Consider the following 23,495-nt stretch of genomic DNA (forward strand, 5'->3'; position numbering starts at 1 on the left):
AATGGCCATTTCTCTTATAATTGATGTCAAATTAATCAAACTTTAAACCATTTGTTCATCAAAATCCTATATATTAATTCAGAGGCTACCAGCAGCAAAGAACATGCCTTGCTGGTAGCCTCTTTTTGCTCCATGATGGTAGCCCTACTATTGGTTCCTCTCCTTAAAGTACTGAGTTAGCTGCCTCAGTGCCTCAGCTTTTACCTTGTCAACACCTGCTGCCTTGAGTTTCTTGTCAAGTGTTGCAAATGCCTGGTCTACATTCTTTACCATACCTAAGCAGATTGGGTTGTAGTACTGGGTCATAACACTGTTAAGGTTTGCAATCTCTGTCTTGACCTTTGTCTGGTCAAGTGAGAATGAGGATAGTGGTGAGCTTACAAGCGCCTTCTTGATTGTATTTCTGAGAGCAATGTAGTTATCATCCCAGCTTGCAAGTGGTAAGAACTGGTCTTTGTTTGTAAACCAGAATCCTGCCGCATCAGGGGGATATGTGTTATTTTCAGCTGTAACACCTTTTGGCAAATCAATCTTGTTATTTTTGATGATATAGTTTTTACCCTGAATGCCAAAGTAAACAAGATAGTTATATGACTTTTCTTCCATAATCAAGTCAAGTGCCATAAGTGTTCTTTCAGCATTTTTTGTCTTTGCAACCAGAGCAACACCATTGTTGATGTATGGGTCTGCTGGTCTGTGGCCTCTCTTATCAAATATGGGGATAACCTCAACCTTCCAACCCTTTTGCTTTGCATTTGCAAGATTAGACTGTATATCTTGGCTATTTCCAAACGCAACTGCAGACTTTCCTTGGTCAAAAGCGTCTTTGCTTCTTACTTTGTTAGCATATGCATTTCTGTTGATGTATCCTTTGTCATACCATGACTTTACCTTTTTTGCTGCTTCTTTGAAAGCAGGAAGTATTTCTTTGTCCATTATATAGTAAACTTTTGGTTTGGTGTCGTATATGGTTGTGAAAAGACCTGTTCCACCTGTTGAAACTCTTGCAACATCTTCTAAGTAGTCTGTCTTTTCTACTAATAATCTCCACATTACAGAATTTAGGTCATATTGGTTGTCCAAGTTCATCGGCATCATTGTTTTTTCATTTTTCTTTATTGCAGCAAGGTATGGTTCAATATCATTGTATTTTTTGATTGGTGGCAGCTTATATTTTTGTCTCAAATCGCCTCTGATAATAACAACATCAGCTTTTCTGTCAGGTGTTGCAGTTGGAATCATATAAATCTTGCCTTTTACTTTTGCCTCTTGCCAAGCAGCAGAAGGTGTTGCCTTGTAGTGTCTTGGCATATATTTTTTAATCATGCTCATTGTAAGTTCTTTAAAAGCACCCTTTGCTGCCTCTTGGAAATAGAAGCACCAGTTTGCTGCGTAAATCCAGTCAACATCTTCGCCTGATGCCAAAATGAGAGGATATTTGTAGTTCAAATCGCCCCAGCCAATGTAGTTAATCTCCATTGTAGCATTGATGTCTTTTTGAAGCTTTTTGTTAAGCTCTTTCATAACATTTGGAAACTCAGCTGGTGCATCACCCAAAAGATATCCAACAATTTTAACAGGTTTTGAAACATCAATACTTGGGTCAAATCCCGGGGCAGTTCTTTTTGCTTTTGACTGTGCACTAAATCCAGGGACAAACATCGAAACTAACACTGTTGAGAGAACAAAACACACTGTCAAAGCAAGTGCTAAGGCTTTCAAATTTTTCCTCATACCTAATACAACCTCCCCAAGTTTTTTTGAATCTATACCAACAGGCACTTTTTTAAAAGCACCTGTTGATACCATTTTTAACCCTTTACTGCACCAAGAGTTATACCACGTACAAAGTATCTTTGGACAAAAGGATACAAGAAGATTATAGGCCCTGTTGCAACAACAGTCATGGCAAGCTTTAATGTCTCTTTTGGCATGTCTATTCGAACAACATTTTGAAGGATATTAGCAGCAACATTCACGCTGGATAAAATTAGATACAATGTATACTGAAGTGGGTATAGATTTTGTTTTTCAATGAACATCATAGGCGTCCACCAGTCGTTCCAATAGTTTAGTGCAATGAAAAGTCCAATGGATGCTAAAGCTGGTTTTGAAAGTGGCAATACTATCCTTAGAAATATTGTAAAGTCTCCTGCTCCGTCAATCTTTGCTGACTCAATTAATGAATCTGGAATAGAACCTCGTATAAAGTTTCGCAAAATCAAAATGTAAAATACATTGAAAAGTGGTACTAATATTAAAACCAGTACGTTGTTCTTAAGATGATAGTAATTTGCAAGAATAATGTAGTAAGGTGCAAGACCGCCGTTAAAAAGTGTTGTAAAGTAAAGGAAAAAAGCCAAAGCGTTTCTGTATTTTACGTCTTTTCTATACATAACATATGCAGCCATTGTTGATAAGAAAAGAGATAAGCTTGTACCAACTGCTGTAACTATAATTGTTATTATATAAGCTCTTATTATTCTCTGAGGATTTTGGAAGATCAGTTTGTAGGCATTAAGCGAAAACTCTCCTGGAATTAGTGTATAACCGTGATTGATAATATAGTTTTCAGAAGCAAAAGAACTCACAACAAGAACTACAAAAGGTATAAATGTAAACATTCCAATTATGGTGATAAATATATATCCAATTATGTTAAATAGTATATAATCTTTGCCTTTTCTCAACGTTATCGCCCCTTTTAGCATAAAGTTTAGAACAGTGCATAGTCTTTATCGTATCTTCTTACAAGCCAGTTAACAACCATAATAATTACAAAGCAAAGCACAGATTGATATGCACCCGCAGCTGATGCCATGCCGATGTCTTGAACTTGCATGAGGCTTCTGAACACCAATGTGTCGATGATGTCTGTATAGTCAAGAAGAAGACCATTGTTCCCTATTATCTGGTAGAACATGTCAAACTCGCCACGCAAAATTCTACCCAGTGCAAGTAAAATCAAGATTATCATAGTAGGTTTTAACATTGGAATTGTTATATAAAATATTCTTTGGAATATGTTTGCTCCATCAATTATAGCAGCTTCATAACACTCTTCATCAAACCCCATTATCGCTGCTAAATAAAGCACACTTCCATAACCAACCCATTTCCAAACATATAGCATTGGTAGGAGAAAATACCAATAAATCGGATTTGAATAGATATCTATTGGCTGGCCTCCAAAATTCTTAATTACTGTGTTAATAAGACCATAGTCATAGTTGAAGAAGTTGTACATCATTGCAGAAACAACAACCCACGATACAAAGTATGGCAAAAACATTACAGATTGTATAAACTTTTTGTAAATCTTTCCGGCAAGCTCAGCAATAGCAATAGCGCACGCCACTGAAAAGACTGTATAAGCAGCTAAAAAAGCCAAATTATAAAGAATAGTATTTTTTGTGACAAGCCATGCTCTTCCCGATGAGAAAAAATACTCAAAGTTCTTAAATCCATTCCATGGGCTAAACAGTATGCCGTCCCTGTAGTTAAATTCTTTAAACGCTAAGATTATTCCACCCATCGGTATGTAAGCAAATAAAATATAGTAAATTCCGACTGGTAAAAACATCAAATATAAAACTTTGTTCTTTTTGATTTCTTGCCAAAATCCGTTTTTTTGCAATTTCGCCACTCCTTTTGTCTTGTTTGAACAAATTCTTCAATTGAGTTTTTCTAATTCTTATTATAAAAGGTCAATTAGATTTTCATATGGGACAAAATTAATATTTTCTTTGTAAAATTAAGATGATTAAAATGCAACAAAAAAAATGGAAGCTATGCTTTATAAGACCAGAGGCACAGCTTCCATTTTTGTTCAATTTTTATTGGTCAAATTTTTTGCTCAATCCTCAATAGGAAATACTATCTTGGCAATTGTCTTTTGGTTCGGAATACTCTCATAAAAAAGCCCAGAGTCATTGCCAAAATAAATCTTAAGTCTGTCATTGATATTTTTTATCCCGTACCCATGTACTCTTGATGTCTCAAGTTCACCTTTTCTTATCTTTTCTAACTTATCCTCAGAAATTCCTACTCCATCGTCAATGACATATATTGTTGCCATTTTTCCATCCTGAATCTCACCTTTTATTGTTATTGTACCTTTCTGGTCATCCCTTTCCAAGATACCATGAAGTATAGAGTTCTCAACAAGAGGCTGAAGCGTAAGTTTTGGAATTTTTGCCTTTAAAAGCTCTTGTGGTACATCTATCTTGAGACTGATACAATTGTCAAAGCGATAGTTTTGAATCATAACATATGCCTTTACATGCTCTATCTCGTTTTCGACCATTACAACATCTTCGCCTCTGCTAAGACTAAGTTTGTAAAACTGTGAGAGTGATGTTACAAGCCTTGAGATATCCTCATTTTTATTCTTGATAGCAATCCAGTTGATTAAATCCAGTGTATTGTACAAGAAATGCGGATTTATCTGAGACTGTAATGCTTTTAACTCAAGGTTCTTCTTTTCTTTTCCAAGTTGGTACTGTTGATACAGCAAGTCTTTAATCTTTCTTATCATATAGTTAAAAGTATAAATTAGCTGACCCACCTCATCATTGGACCTTGAATCAAGTTCAATATCAAAGTCACTCTTTTCCACTACCTTTTTCATATTATGAATGAGTCGTTTTATCCTTGTGGTACTTGAGGTTGCAGCCCAAAAGGCAAATATTAATGTAAAAGGTGTTATCAAAAATATTATAAAAAATACCTGCTTGATAGTCTTTACATTTAGCTGATGAACCTCTTTGTAAGGCACGACAAGTACAAGCTGCCAATCTGTGTTATTAATGCCCCTTGTCCTGACAAGAAAGTTTTCTTTTTCAACTTGGAGGTCAAAAACCTTTGCCTGGTCAGATGTTGATCTTTTCAATACCTCTTTTGCCAGCATGTCAATTGGCAAGTCTGTTTTATTTACTGAACTTGCAACTATTTGATTTTGAGAGTTTACAAGAAATGCTAATGTTGTTCGTGTAAAAAGTGCTTGGTCCAAGATTTTCTTAAGTTCACTGCTGGAGATGTCAGCCCTCAAAGCAGCCTTGTATTCACTAATGTTTTTGGGGTCAGGTATAAGCCTGATGAGTGATACAAAACTATCCTTTGAAATCCCAAGCATCCTTGGCGTTACCCATCGAAATAACTCTCCACTTGCCACCATCTGAGCATACCATGGAAATTTTTCTATCCTTTCAAAAAGAAAATAATTCTCTGTTTCACTCAGCCTTGCTAAACCTTGTGTCATGTAAATGGAAATGTCAATGATATTGAAATTATGGCACGCACTGTAGAAAACCTTTGTAAATCTTTGAGAGTCAACAAGCCAATTCCCTATATTTTCATAGTAATACTCGTCTGGTCTATTTATAAGCTCTTGTACTGTTGAATCAAGTGCTAAAACATTCAAAACATTTTTAACAGATGTCACTCTGTTTTCTAAAAACGATGCTGTCTGTTCGACAATCTTTCCCGACGAGTAAATTGCCTGTTTTTCAACATCCCTTCCGATAATGATATAGTTTATAAAAGAAAAAATGCTAAAAGATATCAAAATTACAAACATATATGAGGCAAACAGCTTGTATTTTATGCTCATGTTTGAAAATTTATCTATAATCTTTTTCATACATAATACCTCTCCCTAAAATCAGATGGAGTAAGTCCAACCTTCTTTTTGAAGATTGTAGAAAAGTAATTAGGATCACTAAATCCTACCTTCTCTGCTACTTCATATAGCTTTATACTATCATCTTTTAAAAGCTCTTTGGCTTTTTCAATTCTCACCTCAGTTATATAATCGTTCAAAGTTTTACCTGTGGCTTTTTTGAACATAGCACACAGATAATTAGGGCTGAAATAAAAATGATTAGCAATTTTCTGGATTGTAAGTTCCTTGTCAAAATAGTTTTCTTCTATAAATTTCATAATCTGGTAAGCCTTTTTGTTTAGATTTCCTCTTTGATTGAGTATGTCAAATATCCCATCAAGAGTTTCATATAAAACCTCTCTTATTTCATCTAAGGTGATCTTTTGATCAATTTCTTTCCATTTTTGTACCCTGCCATCTTCGTCTAATCTCTGTGTAATTCTTCTTTGCTTGCCTATCTCATAAGCAATTATTACCATCTCAAAAAATAGGTTTTTCACCTTTTCAATGTTCGGATACTCATTTGATTTTAACCAGAAGCAAAATCTTTCAATCTCTTCTTTTACTTTCTTTACACCATCATCTTTCAGAAAGCGTTCGTACATTTCTAAATTAAAAGGCAGCTTGTATTCTTCATTGCTTTTTAAAGACTTATAAATATAAAAACTACCAAAACCATGATAGAAAATCTTTGTATGTATGAATTTGCCCATTTCCTCTAAACACGATTTTATTTTGCTACTGTGAGTAGGCTCACCAATTGCCAAAGATATATCACAAAATTTACTTAATCTTTCTTTTAGCAAACTTACAAACTCTCTCGTTTTTACATCATCAATTTTGTCTTTTCTTTTAAAAATAGCAACAAAGCTATTTGAGGAGGTAAATGAAAAGAGAAATGGAATTTCATTTTCTTCACCAAGCTTATTAAAAGTCTCTTGATATATGTACCTTAGGATATCATTTACACTTGTTTGTGTCTCTTCTTTTTTCCATTTAACTATACCAACAATTGGAATAAGGTGAGAGCTGACAAAATCGGCCATCCCATATCTTTCTAATAAATCATAATCTGGCTCATCTTTTAAAAGCTGCTGAACAATCTGGCTACAAATATAACAAAAGCTTTCATTATAATATTCCATTAACCTCTTTTTATTTTCCTCTTCTTCTCTTTCCTTATTGATAAGTTCAACTACTCTTTTCATGGTTTGAGTTATTTTTTCAACATCTAAAGGTTTTTCGATATAGTCAATGGCATTTAGATGGATTGCAGAAAGAAGGTATTCCTTTTCAGCATATCCACTTATAAATACTATCTTACACTTTGGGAACAAACTTTTAAGATGCTTTGAAAATTCTATGCCATCCATTTTGGGCATTCTAACATCACAAAGAAGTATGTCAGGGGCGAAATTTTCTACAACCTTCAAAGCTTCTTGACCATTTCTTGCACTTTTTATACTACTTATTCCAAGATCTTCCCAAGGTATTAGACTTTCAAGACTTTCTCTTGTGATTCTTTCATCTTCAACAATAAGAAGTTTTAACATTTTTAGTAAATCCTCCTGCACAAAAAGCTACAACTAAAAGATATACTCTATATTGATATTATACAACAAAAATTTATAACCTCTAAAAATAAAAAGCCTGCCATCTTTTTTGCGAACTAAATTGGCAGGCTGTTTAAAGGTCTTTTGAGTATCCTCATTTTGCCTGGTAATAACAGCGCTTTGGTGACTCTATCAGACCTTCATTTTTAAGATCCTTTATTGCCTTTTCCACTTCCTTTTTATCAAGCCCTGTTTTTTCAACAATGTCTTGAGTTTTCAAAGGCTGGTCAGAGCTTTTTAGCGCCTGCAGCACAATTTCTTTTGGGTTCATTTTTACTCTCTCTCCTTTCACTTTAATTTTAAATTAGACTTTTCTTAATTTTGTTATCCTCACAGTAAATATATTACCACTCTTTCGTCGGCTCTTAACACAAAAAGGATTGCAAAGAAGTAGTATAATTTTAAGTGGGAACTTTACATATGCCAAAACCTAAGAAGGGGATGATGAGCAAATGAAGTGCTTATTGTCTTCTTCTTATGTGTTAATGTTTGACAATTACTATTCTTTTCAGCCAAGACTCAAAAGCTTATGCAAAACAATTGACCTGAGTAACATTAGCTCTACAAGATACATGTGTTCAACAAATACCTTAGAAATGATCTCTGATAAGATTAAAAATATAAAAAATTCATTGTGTTTCCTTGGCTCAGGTGACTTTCATCATTTTACCCTGCTACTTCTCAAAAACATTTCTCAAAAAATCTCTTTAATTGTCTTTGATAAGCACGTTGATTACTCAAACTTTTTTGAAGGATTTGTAAGCTGCGGCTCGTGGTTAAAAGATGCATGCGATTTAGAAAATGTAGCTGAGGTCTTTGTACTTTCAGAGGAAAAAAAGAATGTTGAAAATCAAAAGCTAAAAATAGCATTACCCTCAGAATACAGAAAAATCCAGCCTCGATTTGATATTTACATAAGCATTGACAAAGATATTTTGAGTTCTTCCTCTTTAAAAACAACATGGGACCAAGGAAGCTGCGATGTCGCCACCCTTTTTGAGATTCTTTCCTACTTTGCTTCTAAATACACCATAATTGGCTCTGATGTTTGCGGAGAACCTCCTGTCAATTTCTTTTCGCCAGAGCACAAGAAAAGTGAAGATATTAACTTGAGATTGTTAAGCTTTTTCACAACAAGTTTACAACTTTTAGCTGGATGAGAGACATCTCGTCCATTATTTTTTTGCATTTTTCTTGGTGAAGATTATTTGGCATTGCAATTTAGATTCATTTAAACTATAATATAACTATAAATTAACTGTAACTTAACTATAATTTGAGGTGATTTTAATGGAAAAAGAGGTTTTGAACTTTGAAGAGGCGGCTAAGTTTTTGGAAATATCAAGCAAGACGTTTAATCAGCTTTTAAAGGATGAAGATATCCCTGCATGAAAGATTGGAAGAGAGTGGCGCTTTTCAAAAAAGGCCTTGCTTGAGTGGCTTGGCAAAGGCTCATCAAGGGATTATTTCAAAAACCAAATTATTACACGGTTCGAAGAAGTAAAAAGTGGAAAAACTGAAAACTTAATCTCTCACGCAAAAGAGATACTTGACACAATTGCACATGAAAAATCAATCACCATTGAAGACAAAAGATTTGAATTTCCTGACAACGTAGAGATGGAGGTAAAAATTAAAAAAAGAGTTGATACCATCAAGTTTGAACTTGAATTTGAATGGCAGAATGAAGAAAAGGGAGATGAAGAGGATGAATAACAGAAATTTGGAAATTAGGAAAAGAAAGTCATTGGTATACCGTGGAATGCGTTTATATTTGGTTTTGTGAGTTTTTTAAACGACTTTTCAAGTGAGCTGACAATAAGAGCGTTGCCTCTTTTTTTGAAAAATGTCCTGAACACAAAAACATCTATTATAGGACTTATAGAAGGAGTGGCAGACTCAACTGCAACAATTTTAAAAATCTTCTCAGGGTATCTTTCTGACAAGTTAAATCAGCGAAAATGGCTTGTCACTTTGGGCTATGGCCTCTCTGCAATCTCAAAACCACTTTTGTACTTTGCAAACAACTGGGTATTTGTACTGATAATAAGGTTTCTCGACAGAGTAGGCAAGGGTATTAGAACATCTCCAAGAGATGCACTAATTGCAAATACCACAAAAAAAGAGGAACTTGGAAAGGCGTTTGGTTTTAATAGAGCAATGGACCCGGCAGGCGCAATCTTGGCACTTTTGGTGGGTTCTGCAGTTATCTATTTTTCTTCAAAGAATGCAATTAAACTTACAGACCATTTATTTAAAATTTTAGTTTTAATTTCAATCTTCCCAGTATTCATTGCTCTTTTTCTCATAGTTGCATTTGCTGTAGATGTTAAAAATGGAAACAGCAGTGCAAACAAAGTGAACCTCTCTTTAAAAGGTTTCGACAAAAGATTTAAGCTGTATCTTCTCACAATTGCAATCTTTACACTTGGTAACTCTTCGGATGCGTTTTTAATACTTCAAGCTCAAAACAGGGGCTTGAGCATTTTAGAAATATTTTTGATGTTAGCTGCTTTTAATTTTATCACCACAATCAGTGCCTATCCAGCAGGACTTCTTTCAGATAGAATAAAACGTCAACATTTAATTGTCGCTGGCTGGATTGTGTATGCTCTGATTTACTTGGGCTTCGGCCTTGCAACAAAGACATATCAAATAGTTATATTGTACATTCTATACGGTCTATATTATGGTCTTACAGGAGGTGTTGAAAAAGCACTTGTTGCTGATTTAGTTGAGCCTGAAAAAAGAGGAACTGCTTATGGACTTTATAATGGGGCTGTTGGAATATTCGCATTTCCTGCAAGTTTGATAGCTGGATTTTTGTGGCAATACATCTCACCTTCTGCACCGTTTATATTTGGTGCAGTCCTTGCAATTATCGCTTCTATATCTCTTTTGAAAGTGGTTAGCTTAAAAAGAGATTAAAAATGTTTACTCGAAAATTGATAACCTGGGGCCAGCTCAATATCAAAAGCTGTTGCCCCATTTTTCTATCCATTCAACCTTACATTCTTAAACTTTACTACTTCTTTGTACTCAGAGGGGCTATAACCTGTATATCGCTTAAATATCCTCGAAAAATAGTGAGGGTCTGGGATGCCAACTTTATCTGCAACCTCATATGTTTTCAAATCAGTTGTTGCAAGAAGCTCTTTAGCCTTCTCAATTCTGTATTCATTTATAAAATCAGAAAGATTCTTTCCTGTTTCCTTTTTGAATAGTCTACTTAAGTATGAAGGACTTACAAAGAACTTTTCCGAAATCTCTGAAAGTGATATTTCATTGTAAGAGTAGTTTGCTTTAATGTATTCAATCACCTTTTTAATTAAGCTGCCCATCTTGCTCTGGTTGTGCTTTTGTACCTCCTCGATTGTCTTTTGGATTGACATTTTAAGTACACCATTTAGCTCAGAAATACTTTTACATTTTAAAATCTCACTCAAAAACTCAATGTCTTGCAGCTTGTCTTCTTGTTCATATTGGCTTGAGCTTGACAAAACCTGAGCTTTTATCATGTTGATCTCAATTAACATAAGATAATATAGATTGAATATATATTGTTTGTCAGCCTTTGATTTTTTTAATGTCTCTTCAAGTTCTGATAATAGTATATCTATATTTGAAATATTGCCATATCTTACATTTGAAATAATTTCATTTTTCAAATATTTTAATTTTTTATCATCAACATACACAAAAAGATGTGAAAGGTCCTTGTAATATATTATGTCTTCATTGTCAAAGTAAAACTTGTAGTTAATAGCATCAATGCACTCTTTGAATTTGTTTGGAAGCTCCACAATACCGTAACCCCATGTACTGACAACTAATGTCAGATCTATGTTAAAACACTCAATAGCTGCTTTTTTGAGTTGTTTTAAAAGTTCAAAAAACTCTAACTCCTCTTTTTTGGAAGGTTCACATTCAAAACTTACAACATAGACTGCTTGAGAATTGTTTAGGTATATTGTATATATAGAACAATCTTTATCAATAAAATCATTCAGTATATTAGAAACACCCAAAAGATACAAATGACTATTTGGTTTTTCGTTTTCTTCTTTTATCCCACATTCTGCCAAAATCATGACAAAGTTCTTTATATCAATTTTATATACTTCTGCCATCTGGACAATTTCATCTTCATTTGTAATCATCTCAAATATGACATTGAACAAAAAGTTTTCTCTCAAAATTGGCAATTTCTCTTGTAAAAGTCTATTTATCTTCTCAAGTTCTTCTATCATTGTTTTTTCCTTATTTATCTCGGCAATAGCTTTTTGAACAACATTTATTATATCTTCCACCTTTGTTGGCTTTAGCAAAAAATCAAATGCACCAAATTTTATGGCTCTTTGAGCATATTCAAATTCTCTGTAAGCCGTGAGAATAATAATCTTACACTGAGGCAAAATGGCCTTTATTCTCTCAATTAGCTCAATCCCATCCATGTTAGGCATTCTGATGTCTGTAATGACTATGTCAGGCGTAAACTTTTTAATAAGCTCTAAGGCCTCTTCGCCAGTTGAAGCTTCGGCACAGATCTCACAGTCAAAATCTTTCCATCTAATTACATTTCTAATTCCCTTTCTTATAAGCATATCATCATCAACGATTAAAATCTTGTACATCTTTAAATTACCCCTCTTTACAAGTATTCTAAGTTATCTTCATAGACTTTTTCTATTGCCTCAACCAAAATTTCTATCTTTATTGTGGTGCCCTTATTAGGCACACTTTCGATTGAAAAGTGAGCATTACTACCATATATCAATTTTAATCTCTTTACAACATTCAGAAGTCCAATTCTTGTGTATGATTTTTCTTCTTGGTCAAACTCAAGCTCATCTGCAAGACCATCACGAATTTTATTTAATTTTTCTGGATTCATCCCTATCCCGTCGTCTTTCACAATTATGTTGAGCTTTTCATCAAACACATAACATCCAATAAAAATCTTGCCTCTCCCTTTTGGTCTTATCCCATGAAAAACAGAGTTTTCTACAAGCGGTTGAATCAAGAGTTTTGGAATTCTAAACTTTAAAGCCTTTTTGTCTGCGTCAATCTCAAGTTTCAGATTTTCCTCTCCAAAGTTTATCTTTAAAATAGAAATGTACGAAGTTATGTATTTTAGCTCCTCTTCAAGAGGCAAGAATTTTTCTTCTTTCAAATTCACCTCTAAAAGTCTTGAGAGGGCTATCACAACATCACTAATTTGAGATACCCCGTTTAGCTGCGCAAGCCAGTTAATTGACTCTAATATGTTAAATAAAAAATGAGGATTGAGCTGACTTTGCAGCGCTTTTATTTCAGCTTCTTTTCTCGTTATTTGCTCTTTGTAGATAGAATTTATAAGATGATTTATCTTCTGCACCATGCTATTGAAGTTCTCAATTAAAAGCCCAAGCTCATCTTTTCGCTCAAGGTCATTTATTGTAGTATACTCCCCACTTCTTACTTTTTTTGTTGCCTCAACAATAGCCGAGATTGGTTTTAAAAAATCCATAGAGAGTAAAAGAGCTGTAGCAGAGGTTATCATGAAGGACAAAAAGCAAAGGATAATTAACCATATGCGAAGTTTATCTATATCTTTAAAAAGAACTTTTACAGGTATTGATGTTACAATATACCAATTTACTTCTTTTATCGGCAAGACATTTACGATAGACTCTTTCGAGGTATATGTAACAACGCCATTTTCGTTTTTTATACTATCGGTAAGCTTCATAACCTCTTGTTTGTTGAGCTGTCCTTTTGTACAAACGAATGTGTTTTGACCAATGAGCGAAATTGCTTGACTTTTTTCTGCAACAAGCTCTGAAAATGTCTTGGTAAACAGTTCGGTATTTACCATAATTGCTAAAATTCCCTGAAATTTTAACGTCCTAGGATTATTAATGAGCCTTACAATAAGAACAACTGGGTTATTTTCGTTTTCACCATCGATATTTGCAACATACCACACAGGTTTTCCATCGCCGTTTGATGCTATACGGTAGAGTCTCTCAAATGTAATGGCCAGTGGTACAATCTCATCAAGTCCCTTTTTCTGAGATGTGTTGTCAACTATACACAGTTTCTTGTCTTTTGTAAAAATTCCAATAGATTGAATATCACGATGTCCTAAGATTATCTTTCTAAGTTTATTCGTAAATGAGGCAACATCGTCGTAATAGTCAATTTTTCTTTGGGCTTTTTCAAGTACATTATATAACTCACTTTGATACAATACATCTTGGGTAATCAGATTTAATTCATTTATTTTATCAACAATTCTCAATCTTGCAGTTTTTATAACATCAGAGGTGTAACCAATATACTTTTCGAAAATCAGGTCGGAAGAAATTCTAAAGCTTACAACACCTATCAGTATTATTGGAATAAAGATTTGGATATATGCAACTGCCAAAAATTTCTTGTCTATTGAAATGCTTCTGTAATATTTTAAAAACCTATCCAAAATTCCTTTACTTTTTCCCATACTTATTCACCCAATTTTTTCATATTCTCTTCCCATGCCAAAATAGCTTTTGCCCAAAACTGCTCAGGCGTAATTTTGTCATTTAGAACATAAGGAATGTTTTTAGTAACAACCTCGTCCCAAATAGTCCTATCAATAAAATGGTCAGGCGGTGAAACAAGCACATCTGCATCTTTAATAAGCCCTTCAGCCTTTGCTCTGAGTGGATTTGTAATTTTTGGTGGATTTGTTATTTTCACGTTTGGAATAAGTCCCGTCCTTTCAACAAAGATTCTTGCTGTTTTTTCTGAGGTGAGATATTTTAAAAGTCTTATTGCTGCATCCCTCTTTTTGGGGTCTTTCCAGCAAGATGCGCTCATATAAAATGTTCCTCCACCAAGCCCATAAATTAGCTGTCTTTTGCCACCTGATATTACCTGAGGGAAAAAATATATATCAACTGTTTTTGGATCACATTTTGGAATAAACCAAGACCCTTGAACAATCATAGCTGCCTTTTTGGATAAAAATAAATCATTTCGCTGTTTGCTAGTAAGAGTATAGTAATTATCAGGAAACGCTCCTATTTTGTAGAGCTCTTTTAAGTAATCCAGCGCTTTTATGTAAGATGGTGATATCTTATGACCTTTTAAAGGGTTTTCCACTTCTTGCTTTGTCCCAATTGCAACTACTAAGTTTTGATATATGTACGTACCTTCTGGCTGAGCATTGAAAGCAATGGGAATGATCCCTTTGGCCCTGAGTTTTTTACACACGTCTTTGAGCTGAGTAAAATTTTGAGGTACTTTCAAATGATATTTTTCAAATATGTCCTTGTTTACAAAAAGACACTCAACAATTGTCTCAAAGGGGAGTCCATAAATTTTCCCATTCCACATAACATATTTCCACATATTAGGATAAAAACCTTGATACCACTTTCTATCACTTTTTAGCACATTGGTTAATTCAGCAACTTTATCGTTTTTAATCAATATATCCCTAACAGATCCTGGGAAAAGACCAAAGACATCAGGAGAGTTTCCTGAAGCAAAATCAGTTTGAAGTTTTATCAAAAAATCATCACCAAATAAAGACTCATTAACAACCATAATATCCTTATTCTCTTCTTGGAACTTATTCAAAACAAATGAAAGTGTGTCAGCATAAGGGTCAACACCCCCCCATGAACTAATAAATCTCAGCTCAGTTTTAATATTTGTTTCATCATTGGCAATCATTATGTTTTCTTGAATGTTTTTTTGTGTATTCAAAATTAGCATCAATATTATTGTAATGGTAGTTATTAGCGGTATGAAAAAGCTAAAGTAAGCTATCTTCTTTTTACTAAACATTAAAAATCCCAACCTTACACTCTTGCTTGAATAACTACATTTTTAATTATATTTTACCTTATCTTTCATGCCCCAATCAATTTAATTAATTGACTAATATTAGTAACAAACGGGATACCAATATAAAACTGACTATTGGTATCCCGTTTGTCTATATTTTTTTATTTCTTTCTTCCAGTCTTCTTTAAGAACTCATCATATTGTTTCTGAGCTTCTTTTATTATAATGTCAACTCCAGCTTGTTTAAACTTCTGGATTGCCTGTGGTATATACTTATCTGGGTCAACAGAACCTGTCTCAAGAAGTGGAATGTACTGTTTCCATACACTCTTGCATGCAGCAACTTGAGTCTTAACCTTTGAGTCATCAAAGTTAAACCCAAGGCTCAAAAGTGGCAGTGCTTTCTTGTTATACTCTTCAAAGTTTTTCCACTTGTTCGGGTCTTCATTCTCATAGATGTAGTTTATAAACTGGTTACCAAACATCCAACCAAGACCTGGGCTGTAGTCCTTTGCTTTTGGACCAGGAGCAATAATACCTTTCTTTTTATCTTTGAATACGTAGTGCTGTCCTTCGATACCAAAGTTTACTAAGTTGTTTAGATACTTGTCTGTGTTGAAGAGCTCTAAGAACATGAGTGCTCTTTCAGGATTCTTAGATTTTGCATTTATTGCCTGCATTGAACCAATACACTCTCTTGTAGACATAACAGGTGGTGTGATGTCAATCTGCTTCCACTCATATCCTGTTGAGATTGACATTTCAGCATCTTTACCAGGTTTTAAAGACTGTGGCATTACGAATACCTTTCCTGCCTTCAAATCTGACATCCAGTCTGTAACCTGAGCTGCGTCTTTTCTGATGTAACCTGCCAAGTAATACTTTCTTACTGTCTTAAAGAGAGCTTTTGTATTTGGCTGTTCAAGTTCATTTACTATCTTTGTACTCTTGTTATTTGGATAGAGTGAAACAGGAACATCATCATCTACAACCTTATCCCAGTCAAGCAAGAATCTTGGAGACTCACCTGCATATGCTCCTAATGGATATACTCCCGGCTCTTTTTGCTTAATAACCTTCAGATATGGCTCTAAATCTTCTAACTTCTTAACTTTTTTGAACATGTCCTGAAGCTTATACTTCTTTACCAAGTCCATTCTTACAATAAATCCCCAGTTATGAGCCTTTTCTTTGTTTGCAGGAATTGCATATAAAATGCCATTAATTGAAGCACCCTTTATAAAATCATCACCTAAAAGCTTCTTTGTCTTTGGTGCATACTTTGAAAGAAGGTCATTTCCTGGTTTGTTGAGTGGTAAAAACGCACCTTTTGCAACGTTAGTTCTGTAGTTGTTTGTCCAAATAGCTGTAAAACAGATGTCAAATGGCTCACCAGCTGCAATCTTTGTCTGCATTCTGTCGTTGTACTCGCCCCAGTCAAACATTGTCATTTTGATTTCAGCGTTGAGTTTTGGTTTAATGTACTCATTTACCTTTTGGTTAATCAAATCCCAGTCTTTCTGTGGTGTACCGATGACATACCATGTGAGTTTAACATAAGGAAGTTTAGATGAAGATGCTGCAAAGCCACTTACGATGCCAATCACGCTTGTCAACGCAAACGCTAAGATGAGCATCACTACAAAGAACTTTTTGAGTTTCACAAAAACCAACCTCCCCAACTTTTTGTTTTTTTATTATAAGCCCCACAGCCTGCTAAAACCAGACTTTCGAGGCTTATATCCACCACGCATTATCCTTTGATAGCACCTATTGTAAGACCTTTAACAAAGTATCGCTGGAAGAATGGATAAGCTAAAACTATTGGACCCATTCCCAAAACTGCCATTGCCATTCTTGCAGATTCTGCAGGTATGTCAGGCGGAATAGATGGATTCATCGCTAATTTGGAAGCAATCTCTGCTAAGTATTGTATTTTTTGCTGAACCCTGTACATCAAATATTGCAAGTTATATAGTTCTTCCTTTTCAATCAACATAAACGGAAGCCACCAGTCATTCCAGTACATTATTGCTGCAAAGAGTGCTATTGTTGCAAGTCCCGGCTTTACTAATGGAATAACTATTTTGAAAAATATAGTAAATTCCCCTGCACCATCAATCTTGGCTGATTCAATTATAGAGTCAGGCAATGACATTGAAAGGTATGTTCTAAAAATCAAGACGTACCACATATTCATTACATATGGAAAGATGAGAGCAAAAATTGTGTTTTTTAAATGCAGCACATTTACACAAACTATATACCACGGCACAAGTCCAGCGTTAATCAACATTGTGAAAAATCCAAAGAAAGTGAAGAATTTTCTATACTTAAAATCTTTTCTGAACAGTACATATGCGTACATTGAAACTACCGCAACACAAAGAAGTGTACCTACCGCAGTTACAAATATTGTAATACCATACGCACGTGCAATTGCAATCCCTTGCCCAAGTACAAAATCATATGACTTTGCACTAAATTTGACTGGAATTAGTCTATACCCTACTTGTCTCATTGCCTCATCATCACTTAGAGATATAGCAACAACTGCCCAAAGAGGAACTAAGCATAAGAAAGTTATGAATAAAAACACTATGTGTAATATCACTTCTGCCGATGTTGATATTTGCATAAATTTGCTTTTTGAATGCATGAATCCTCACGCCTTTCCTATTTTGATTGTTAAAAGAGAGCTTTTTCTGGATCAAGTCGTCGAACAATGAGATTAGAAGTCAACACTAATATAAAACCCATTATCGACTGGTAAAAGCTTGCTGCCGAAGCCATTCCTATGTCATTCATCCCCATTAATGTCCTGTATACATATGTATCAATGACGTTTGTAACATCATAGAGTGCACCGCTGTTCATAGGAAGCTGATAGAAGAGACCAAAGTCTGCATAAAATATTCTTCCTATACCAAGCAGGACAAGTACCACTACCAGTGGAGACAAAAGTGGAAACGTGATATGTTTTATCTGTTGCCACTTGCTCGCTCCATCAATAAGCGCTGCTTCATAGTACTCAGGGTCGATTCCTGTAATTGCAGCTAAGTATATAACCGCATTGTATCCTGTGTACTTCCATAGATTTGCTAAAATAAGTATCACCGGCCATGGTTTTGGCTCAACATACCATGCAATTGGTTCTATTCCAAGTTTAGGCAAAACCAACGTATTTAATATTCCAAGGTCAACACTCAAGAATGCAAACGCCATGTAGGCAACAACAACCCATGATAGAAAATAAGGCAAAAACATTACCGACTGGTAAAACTTTGCCATAAATCTTGCTCTCATCTCACTTAAGGCAATTGCAGTTGCAATAGCAGCTAAATTACCAAGAACAATAAATGCTAAGTTATATAAGAGTGTATTTCTTGTGATTATAAATGCATCAGGCGTTTTGAATAGAAATTCAAAGTTTTTAAAACCAACCCATGGACTTTTTAAAATTCCTACATCGTAATGTACATCTTTAAAAGCTATGATAAGCCCAAACAGTGGAAGATAAGAAAATGCAATCAGGAGAATTACCCCAGGTAGTGCCATTATAAATAATGGAAAATTTTTGTTAAGTTCTTTTACAAAACCAGAGCGTGAATATGTGCGCTGACCACTTCTCATCTTGCATGTTCCCCTTTCTATGTTAAGTCTTTGGAAATTTCCCTTGCGCTGAGTTTGATTTTCAACTATAGTTTACAATCCTACTTATAAAAAATGAATTGATAAAATTGCATTCTTTTTGTTAATTATTGATATATAAATTTGCATTATTTTGATTTAAAAGCAGTCAAAAAAGTATAAATTAAAAAATGTAGAAGGCAGAAAAAAAGGAACTATCCTATTTGATAGTCCCTTTATGTGGTACAAGCTTATTATAAAATCTATCCTTTTACATCTTTCCTGTAAGTTCTAAAATTTTGTAGATTATTTGTGTAGCCTCTGCACGTGTAACCTTTGCTTTTGGCCCAAAACTTCCATCTGTAAATACATCCATGAGTCCAAGCGAAATAGCAGCATTTACATCTTGTCTTGCCCAGCTACTGATTGAGTTTTTGTCTGATATTGCAATCTCTTCAGTAGCTTCAACTTTTTCATCTGTCAGAACCCTGTAAATTCTCATTGCAAACACTGCCATCTCTTCCCGTGTCACTGCCTTCTCTGGTTTTATATATTTGCCATCTCCCAAAATTATGCCTGCCTTATATGCCGTAGATACTTCATTTGCATACCAGCTATTTTTGCTTACATCTGCAAACTCTCCCATGTAGCTTTCCTCTTGCAAATCTAAGAGTCTGACTGCCATAGCAGCAACCTCAGCTCTTGTGACTGCCTTTTCAGGACCAAATAAATTTGTAGAAATTCCATTGACTATTTTCTTAGAATAAAGCTTTGAAATAGCCTCATACCCAGTTGTCTGAGGGGTAACATCTTCAAAAAGCATATTTGTAAATCTTACATTGTCTAAGTACATTCTACCTTTAAAATCACTGTTTACATCTGCAACAACTATGATTATGTCTCGCAGATGGGTATCAGGTCCAATAATCTTCCCCTCTTTTATCTTATCTAAATCAAAAGAAATTTTGAAAGAATAAAAGCCATCTGGTGTTTTCTTCAGTGTAGATAAATTGCTCAAATCTATATTAAAGCTATCCTCTGCCTGTGCCCAATAGTTAAGAGAAGGTGGTGCAAACGCCAGGAAGATTGCAAGCTCACCTTTTGTTGCCTGTTTTGGTTTTAGGTAAAAGTCAAAGCAGAGATACTTACAATCACCTCTTGTTATATTTATATTCCTCAAAATTAGCCTTGGAGCAGAAGCCCAACCATCTTGAGGCTTCTTTTCAGGGTACTCAACCTCCCATGAAAGTGCATTTGAACCATTTGCCTCTTCTATTGTTAAAGCACCCTTAACACCAGATGGTTCATCCCAGTCCCAACCTTGCCGTGTACCATCTTCAAAATCAGATGGCAAAATAGGTTGACCAATTGGGGCACACGCGACTTGATCTTGAGAAATTTTCAATGTTCTCTCAATAGGCTGATATGGAATACCCTTTATTCTTGATCGTACATATTCACCAGAGATGCTAAGTTCTGAAATATCCCATTTCTGGTCGCTGCCAGGGTCCAAATCTGTTGCTTGAGACACACCGCTAATGTAGGGTACAAAAGCACCAGAAGTTTCATTTTTATTTGTCAGAGACCAGTTTACCCAACTTATATTGTTTGCGTTAAGGTACTCAAGCCATTTGTCAGCCTCATCAAGATATGGTCCACCATCACCGCTTGCCTCACTTGTCCCCCATTCTGTTACAAATACTGGAACGCCTGCTTCAATTGCCCTTTTCATATTTTCAAATACATATCCATCTACCTTGTGTGTACCTGTATAGAAATGAACAGAATACATGACCTTGTCATCTGCAATTGGGTCTTTTATCGCAAAATCTGGTCTTTGGCTCCAATTTGGCGAACCTACAATTATAATGTTTTCATTTCCCATCTGACGCAGCATCTTTATAATTGGTTCAGCATAAGCTTTTACCTTTTTCCACCCTGCTTCATCATTTGTTACACCTGGGTCTGTTGGGTTTGGCTCATTGCACAACTCATAAATTATATGAAAATTGTTTGGAAATTTTTGAGCTATCTCCTTGAAAAAGTCTTTTGCCCCTTTATAAACTTCTGCATTAGGGTCGCCGGGATTGAGAACGTGCCAATCTACAATTACATACATGTCGTTTTGAATTGCCAATTTAATACCTTCAATGACCTTGTCTTTTAGTTGAGGATTTGTAGCATATCCACCTTCTCCTACATACATTGCCAAGCGAATTACATTGCAACCCCAGTCATTTGCAAGTGCAGCAAACGCATTGTTGTTAATTATCTGTGGAAACCATTGCAGTCCGTGTGTGCTCATACCACGAAGCTGAATAGGCTCTCCATTTTGGTCGGCTAAAATCCTTCTTCCATTTTGTTTGATAATTTGCAGTCTTCCAGCCACAGAAGGTTTTTTTACCAAGCTGTTGCCAATCAGGTGTGGATACTTATCTTTTTCATACGCAGTATTTTGAGCAAATGTAACAAAGGGAAAAAGAGATAGTAAAAAAGTAAAAACCATAAAGACTGCAAAAACTCTAAGACATTCTTTCTTCATAAAATTCACCCTCCTAAAATAACGTTTGTAATCATTAAAAAATTCCCTAAATAACACATGAAAATTTACCTTGCACACCTTTTGTCTCCTCTTCTCTTGTAAAATCTTCTCCTTTTTCGTCAAAGAAAAAAATCCCTCTCAGATATGCAACTTTGAAAGGTCTAAATAATTTTTAAACAACTAAATCTAACTACCAGTACATGTAATCGTTATCATCTCTTTAGAAATTACTATAGTTCACCTTTTGACTAAATTGAATTAAGAAAATTGAATTTTTGTTTTGAAACCTTGACATGGTATTTGTACTATATTGAAATGAAATGAAGTAAAAATTTTATAACAACAAAACAAGGCTCATACCCTTTTTCAAGTTTAGGTACTTTTCTCAAGGATATGAGCCCTTTAAATCTTTTTATATCAACTTTTTCTCCAGCGATTCTCTATACCTTCACAACATCTACCTTAATATGAAGCTCACGAAGTTGTTTTGGCTCAACCTCTGATGGTGCATCTGTGAGCGGGCATGAAGAATCCTTTACTTTCGGGAATGCAATTGTATCTCTTATCGAATCAAGCCCTAAAAGAAGCATACAGAGTCTATCAAACCCATATGCAATTCCGCCATGCGGTGGTGTTCCGTATTTGAACGCCTCAAGCAAAAACCCAAATCTGTCTTGTGCTCGCTCTTCAGTAAAGCCAAGTGCCTTGAACATTCTCTTTTGTAGCTCTGTTGAGTGAATTCTTATTGACCCACCACCAATCTCTGTTCCATTTAGAACAATGTCATATGCTTTTGACCTGACTTTTGCTGGATCTGTCTCCAAAAACTCTATGTCCTCGTCCATAGGCGATGTAAATGGATGGTGCTTTGCCACATACCTTCCTTCTTCTTCTGAGTACTCAAATAGAGGAAATTCTGTTACCCACAAAAGATTGAATTTAGACTTGTCAAGAAGGTTCAATTTCCTTGCAATCTCAAGTCTAACATTCCCAAGGACGTCAAATACAACCTCGTCTTTGTCTGCCGAGAACAAAAGAAGGTCGCCAACCTGCGCATCAAGTCTTTTTAGAATCTCATTTATCTCTTCTTCCTTTAAAAACTTGACAATTGGTGATTTTAATCCATCACTTTCCACTGCTATCCATGCGAGTCCTTTTGCACCAAAATTCTTAGCGTACTCAACCAAGGCATCTATCTCTCGTCTTGAAAATTTCACAGCACACCCTTTTGCGTTTATTGCTCTAACTGACCCGCCTTTGTTTGCTGCATCTGCAAAAACTTTGAATTCACAGTTTTTCACAATGTCAGTGAGGTTTACAAGCTCCATTCCAAAACGTGTGTCAGGCTTGTCTGAGCCAAACCTTTCCATTGCTTCTTTGTATGTCAGCCTTGGAAGAGGAAGTTTTAGATCTATTCCAAGCATCTCCCTAAAAATTGTCTGAAGAAGCCTTTCATTAACCTCAATCACATCATCTACATCAACAAATGACATCTCAATATCAATCTGCGTAAACTCAGGTTGCCTGTCTGCACGCAAGTCCTCGTCTCTGAAGCACTTTACAATCTGAAAATACCTGTCAAACCCAGCAACCATTAAAAGTTGTTTGAAAAGCTGTGGTGACTGTGGCAGTGCAAAGAACTTGCCTGGAAAGATTCTGCTTGGAACAAGATAATCCCTTGCACCCTCTGGTGTTGATTTTGTAAGCATTGGTGTTTCTATTTCAATAAAGCCGTTTTGGGACAAGAAATTTCTAACCACTTGGTAAAGTTTGTGCCTGAACATTAGGTTTCTTTGCATATCAGGTCTTCTGAGGTCAAGGTATCTATACTTTAACCTTACAGCTTCATTTACGTTTATTCCTTCTTCAATTGGGAATGGCGGTGTTTCGGACTTGCTAAATATTCTAAGCTCCTTTGCCCTTACCTCAACCTCACCAGTTTTGATTTTAGGGTTTACTGTTTCAGGTGGTCTTTTTTCTACAATGCCTCTGATGCCAATACAATATTCGTTTCTCAAACTGTCTGCGTTCTCCATAAGTTCTTCGCCCATCTTCTCGTCAAACACAACCTGAACAATTCCAGTTCTGTCTCGCAAATCAACAAATATTATTCCGCCAAGGTCACGTCTTGTGTCAACCCAACCCGTCAGAACCACTTCTTTCCCAACATCTTCAAGCGACACTTCTCCACAGTACTTTGTTCTTTTGAAGCCTTTGATGCTTTCCAATA

General features: G+C 35.3%; 18 protein-coding genes. 4 read left to right on the plus strand and 14 right to left on the minus strand.

The features are described from left to right. Positions 1-147: 147 nt before the first annotated feature. The 6 genes from ELD05_RS11485 to ELD05_RS11510 all read right to left on the minus strand — a co-directional run bounded on the left by ELD05_RS11485 (position 148) and on the right by ELD05_RS11510 (position 7,546). On the minus strand, positions 148-1,809 hold the full coding sequence (locus tag ELD05_RS11485; protein ID WP_241243484.1) for an ABC transporter substrate-binding protein: 1,662 nt from the start codon (positions 1,807-1,809) through the stop codon (positions 148-150). A 2-nt stretch (positions 1,810-1,811) separates the two neighbouring features. Beyond that, a complete protein-coding gene (locus ELD05_RS11490; RefSeq protein ID WP_127352538.1) occupies positions 1,812-2,690 on the minus strand; it encodes a carbohydrate ABC transporter permease in 879 nt (292 codons plus the stop codon). 26 nt (positions 2,691-2,716) lie between these two features. Next, on the minus strand, positions 2,717-3,637 hold the full coding sequence (locus ELD05_RS11495) for an ABC transporter permease (protein WP_127352539.1): 921 nt from the start codon (positions 3,635-3,637) through the stop codon (positions 2,717-2,719). A gap of 219 nt (positions 3,638-3,856) precedes the next feature. Then, a complete protein-coding gene (locus ELD05_RS11500) occupies positions 3,857-5,641 on the minus strand; it encodes a sensor histidine kinase (RefSeq protein WP_127352540.1) in 1,785 nt (594 codons plus the stop codon). After that, a complete protein-coding gene (locus ELD05_RS11505; RefSeq protein ID WP_127352541.1) occupies positions 5,638-7,215 on the minus strand; it encodes a response regulator transcription factor in 1,578 nt (525 codons plus the stop codon). The genes ELD05_RS11500 and ELD05_RS11505 overlap by 4 nt, the downstream gene beginning before the upstream one ends. Positions 7,216-7,369: 154 nt before the next feature. Next, positions 7,370-7,546, minus strand: coding sequence for a helix-turn-helix domain-containing protein (locus ELD05_RS11510; RefSeq protein ID WP_127352542.1), 177 nt, complete (start codon positions 7,544-7,546; stop codon positions 7,370-7,372). Between the two features lie 181 nt (positions 7,547-7,727). Here ELD05_RS11510 and ELD05_RS11515 point away from each other — a divergent pair, with 181 nt between their 5' ends. The 4 genes from ELD05_RS11515 to ELD05_RS11525 all read left to right on the plus strand — a co-directional run bounded on the left by ELD05_RS11515 (position 7,728) and on the right by ELD05_RS11525 (position 10,203). Next, positions 7,728-8,435: a hypothetical protein gene (locus tag ELD05_RS11515; protein WP_127352543.1), complete on the plus strand. Its 708-nt coding sequence runs from the start codon at positions 7,728-7,730 to the stop codon at positions 8,433-8,435. Positions 8,436-8,565: 130 nt separating this feature from the next. Beyond that, positions 8,566-8,667, plus strand: a complete 102-nt coding sequence (locus ELD05_RS14555) for a helix-turn-helix domain-containing protein (protein WP_241243486.1) — start codon at positions 8,566-8,568, stop codon at positions 8,665-8,667. 36 nt (positions 8,668-8,703) lie between these two features. Continuing rightward, positions 8,704-8,991, plus strand: a complete 288-nt coding sequence (locus tag ELD05_RS11520; protein WP_241243487.1) for a hypothetical protein — start codon at positions 8,704-8,706, stop codon at positions 8,989-8,991. Positions 8,992-9,057: 66 nt separating this feature from the next. Then, positions 9,058-10,203: an MFS transporter gene (locus tag ELD05_RS11525; RefSeq protein ID WP_241243488.1), complete on the plus strand. Its 1,146-nt coding sequence runs from the start codon at positions 9,058-9,060 to the stop codon at positions 10,201-10,203. Between the two features lie 65 nt (positions 10,204-10,268). On the opposite strand, the gene ELD05_RS11530 is transcribed toward ELD05_RS11525, so the two are convergent. The 8 genes from ELD05_RS11530 to aspS all read right to left on the minus strand — a co-directional run bounded on the left by ELD05_RS11530 (position 10,269) and on the right by aspS (position 23,493). After that, positions 10,269-11,909, minus strand: coding sequence for a response regulator transcription factor (locus ELD05_RS11530; protein WP_127352545.1), 1,641 nt, complete (start codon positions 11,907-11,909; stop codon positions 10,269-10,271). A gap of 17 nt (positions 11,910-11,926) precedes the next feature. Then, a complete protein-coding gene (locus tag ELD05_RS11535; protein WP_127352546.1) occupies positions 11,927-13,759 on the minus strand; it encodes a sensor histidine kinase in 1,833 nt (610 codons plus the stop codon). Positions 13,760-13,761: 2 nt separating this feature from the next. Next, positions 13,762-15,093, minus strand: a complete 1,332-nt coding sequence (locus tag ELD05_RS11540) for an ABC transporter substrate-binding protein (protein WP_127352547.1) — start codon at positions 15,091-15,093, stop codon at positions 13,762-13,764. A gap of 161 nt (positions 15,094-15,254) precedes the next feature. Continuing rightward, positions 15,255-16,757: an ABC transporter substrate-binding protein gene (locus ELD05_RS11545; RefSeq protein ID WP_127352548.1), complete on the minus strand. Its 1,503-nt coding sequence runs from the start codon at positions 16,755-16,757 to the stop codon at positions 15,255-15,257. Between the two features lie 89 nt (positions 16,758-16,846). Then, a complete protein-coding gene (locus ELD05_RS11550) occupies positions 16,847-17,752 on the minus strand; it encodes a carbohydrate ABC transporter permease (RefSeq protein ID WP_127352549.1) in 906 nt (301 codons plus the stop codon). A 29-nt stretch (positions 17,753-17,781) separates the two neighbouring features. Beyond that, positions 17,782-18,726 carry an ABC transporter permease gene (locus ELD05_RS11555; protein ID WP_011916247.1) on the minus strand — a complete coding sequence of 315 codons (945 nt, stop codon included), beginning with the start codon at positions 18,724-18,726 and terminating at the stop codon, positions 17,782-17,784. A 268-nt stretch (positions 18,727-18,994) separates the two neighbouring features. After that, the gene (locus ELD05_RS11560; protein ID WP_127352550.1) at positions 18,995-21,265 is read right to left on the minus strand and encodes a cellulase family glycosylhydrolase; all 2,271 of its coding nucleotides are present in this window, start codon (positions 21,263-21,265) and stop codon (positions 18,995-18,997) included. A 440-nt stretch (positions 21,266-21,705) separates the two neighbouring features. After that, positions 21,706-23,493 carry an aspartate--tRNA ligase gene (gene aspS, locus ELD05_RS11565; RefSeq protein ID WP_127352551.1) on the minus strand — a complete coding sequence of 596 codons (1,788 nt, stop codon included), beginning with the start codon at positions 23,491-23,493 and terminating at the stop codon, positions 21,706-21,708. Positions 23,494-23,495 lie beyond the last annotated feature (2 nt).

This window comes from Caldicellulosiruptor changbaiensis (genome assembly GCF_003999255.1).
GTDB lineage: Bacteria > Bacillota > Thermoanaerobacteria > Caldicellulosiruptorales > Caldicellulosiruptoraceae > Caldicellulosiruptor > Caldicellulosiruptor changbaiensis.

What these genes read in the sequence shown, in the direction of transcription:
- ELD05_RS11485 (WP_241243484.1), bottom strand. Translation starts at nt 1,809, where the DNA reads ATGGTATCAACAGGTGCTTTTAAAAAAGTGCCTGTTGGTATAGATTCA.
- ELD05_RS11500 (WP_127352540.1), bottom strand. Translation starts at nt 5,641, where the DNA reads ATGAAAAAGATTATAGATAAATTTTCAAACATGAGCATAAAATACAAG.
- ELD05_RS11505 (WP_127352541.1), bottom strand. Translation starts at nt 7,215, where the DNA reads ATGTTAAAACTTCTTATTGTTGAAGATGAAAGAATCACAAGAGAAAGT.
- ELD05_RS11510 (WP_127352542.1), bottom strand. Translation starts at nt 7,546, where the DNA reads ATGAACCCAAAAGAAATTGTGCTGCAGGCGCTAAAAAGCTCTGACCAG.
- ELD05_RS11515 (WP_127352543.1), top strand. Translation starts at nt 7,728, where the DNA reads ATGAAGTGCTTATTGTCTTCTTCTTATGTGTTAATGTTTGACAATTAC.
- ELD05_RS14555 (WP_241243486.1), top strand. Translation starts at nt 8,566, where the DNA reads ATGGAAAAAGAGGTTTTGAACTTTGAAGAGGCGGCTAAGTTTTTGGAA.
- ELD05_RS11530 (WP_127352545.1), bottom strand. Translation starts at nt 11,909, where the DNA reads ATGTACAAGATTTTAATCGTTGATGATGATATGCTTATAAGAAAGGGA.
- ELD05_RS11535 (WP_127352546.1), bottom strand. Translation starts at nt 13,759, where the DNA reads ATGGGAAAAAGTAAAGGAATTTTGGATAGGTTTTTAAAATATTACAGA.
- ELD05_RS11540 (WP_127352547.1), bottom strand. Translation starts at nt 15,093, where the DNA reads ATGTTTAGTAAAAAGAAGATAGCTTACTTTAGCTTTTTCATACCGCTA.
- ELD05_RS11550 (WP_127352549.1), bottom strand. Translation starts at nt 17,752, where the DNA reads ATGCATTCAAAAAGCAAATTTATGCAAATATCAACATCGGCAGAAGTG.
- ELD05_RS11555 (WP_011916247.1), bottom strand. Translation starts at nt 18,726, where the DNA reads ATGAGAAGTGGTCAGCGCACATATTCACGCTCTGGTTTTGTAAAAGAA.
- ELD05_RS11560 (WP_127352550.1), bottom strand. Translation starts at nt 21,265, where the DNA reads ATGAAGAAAGAATGTCTTAGAGTTTTTGCAGTCTTTATGGTTTTTACT.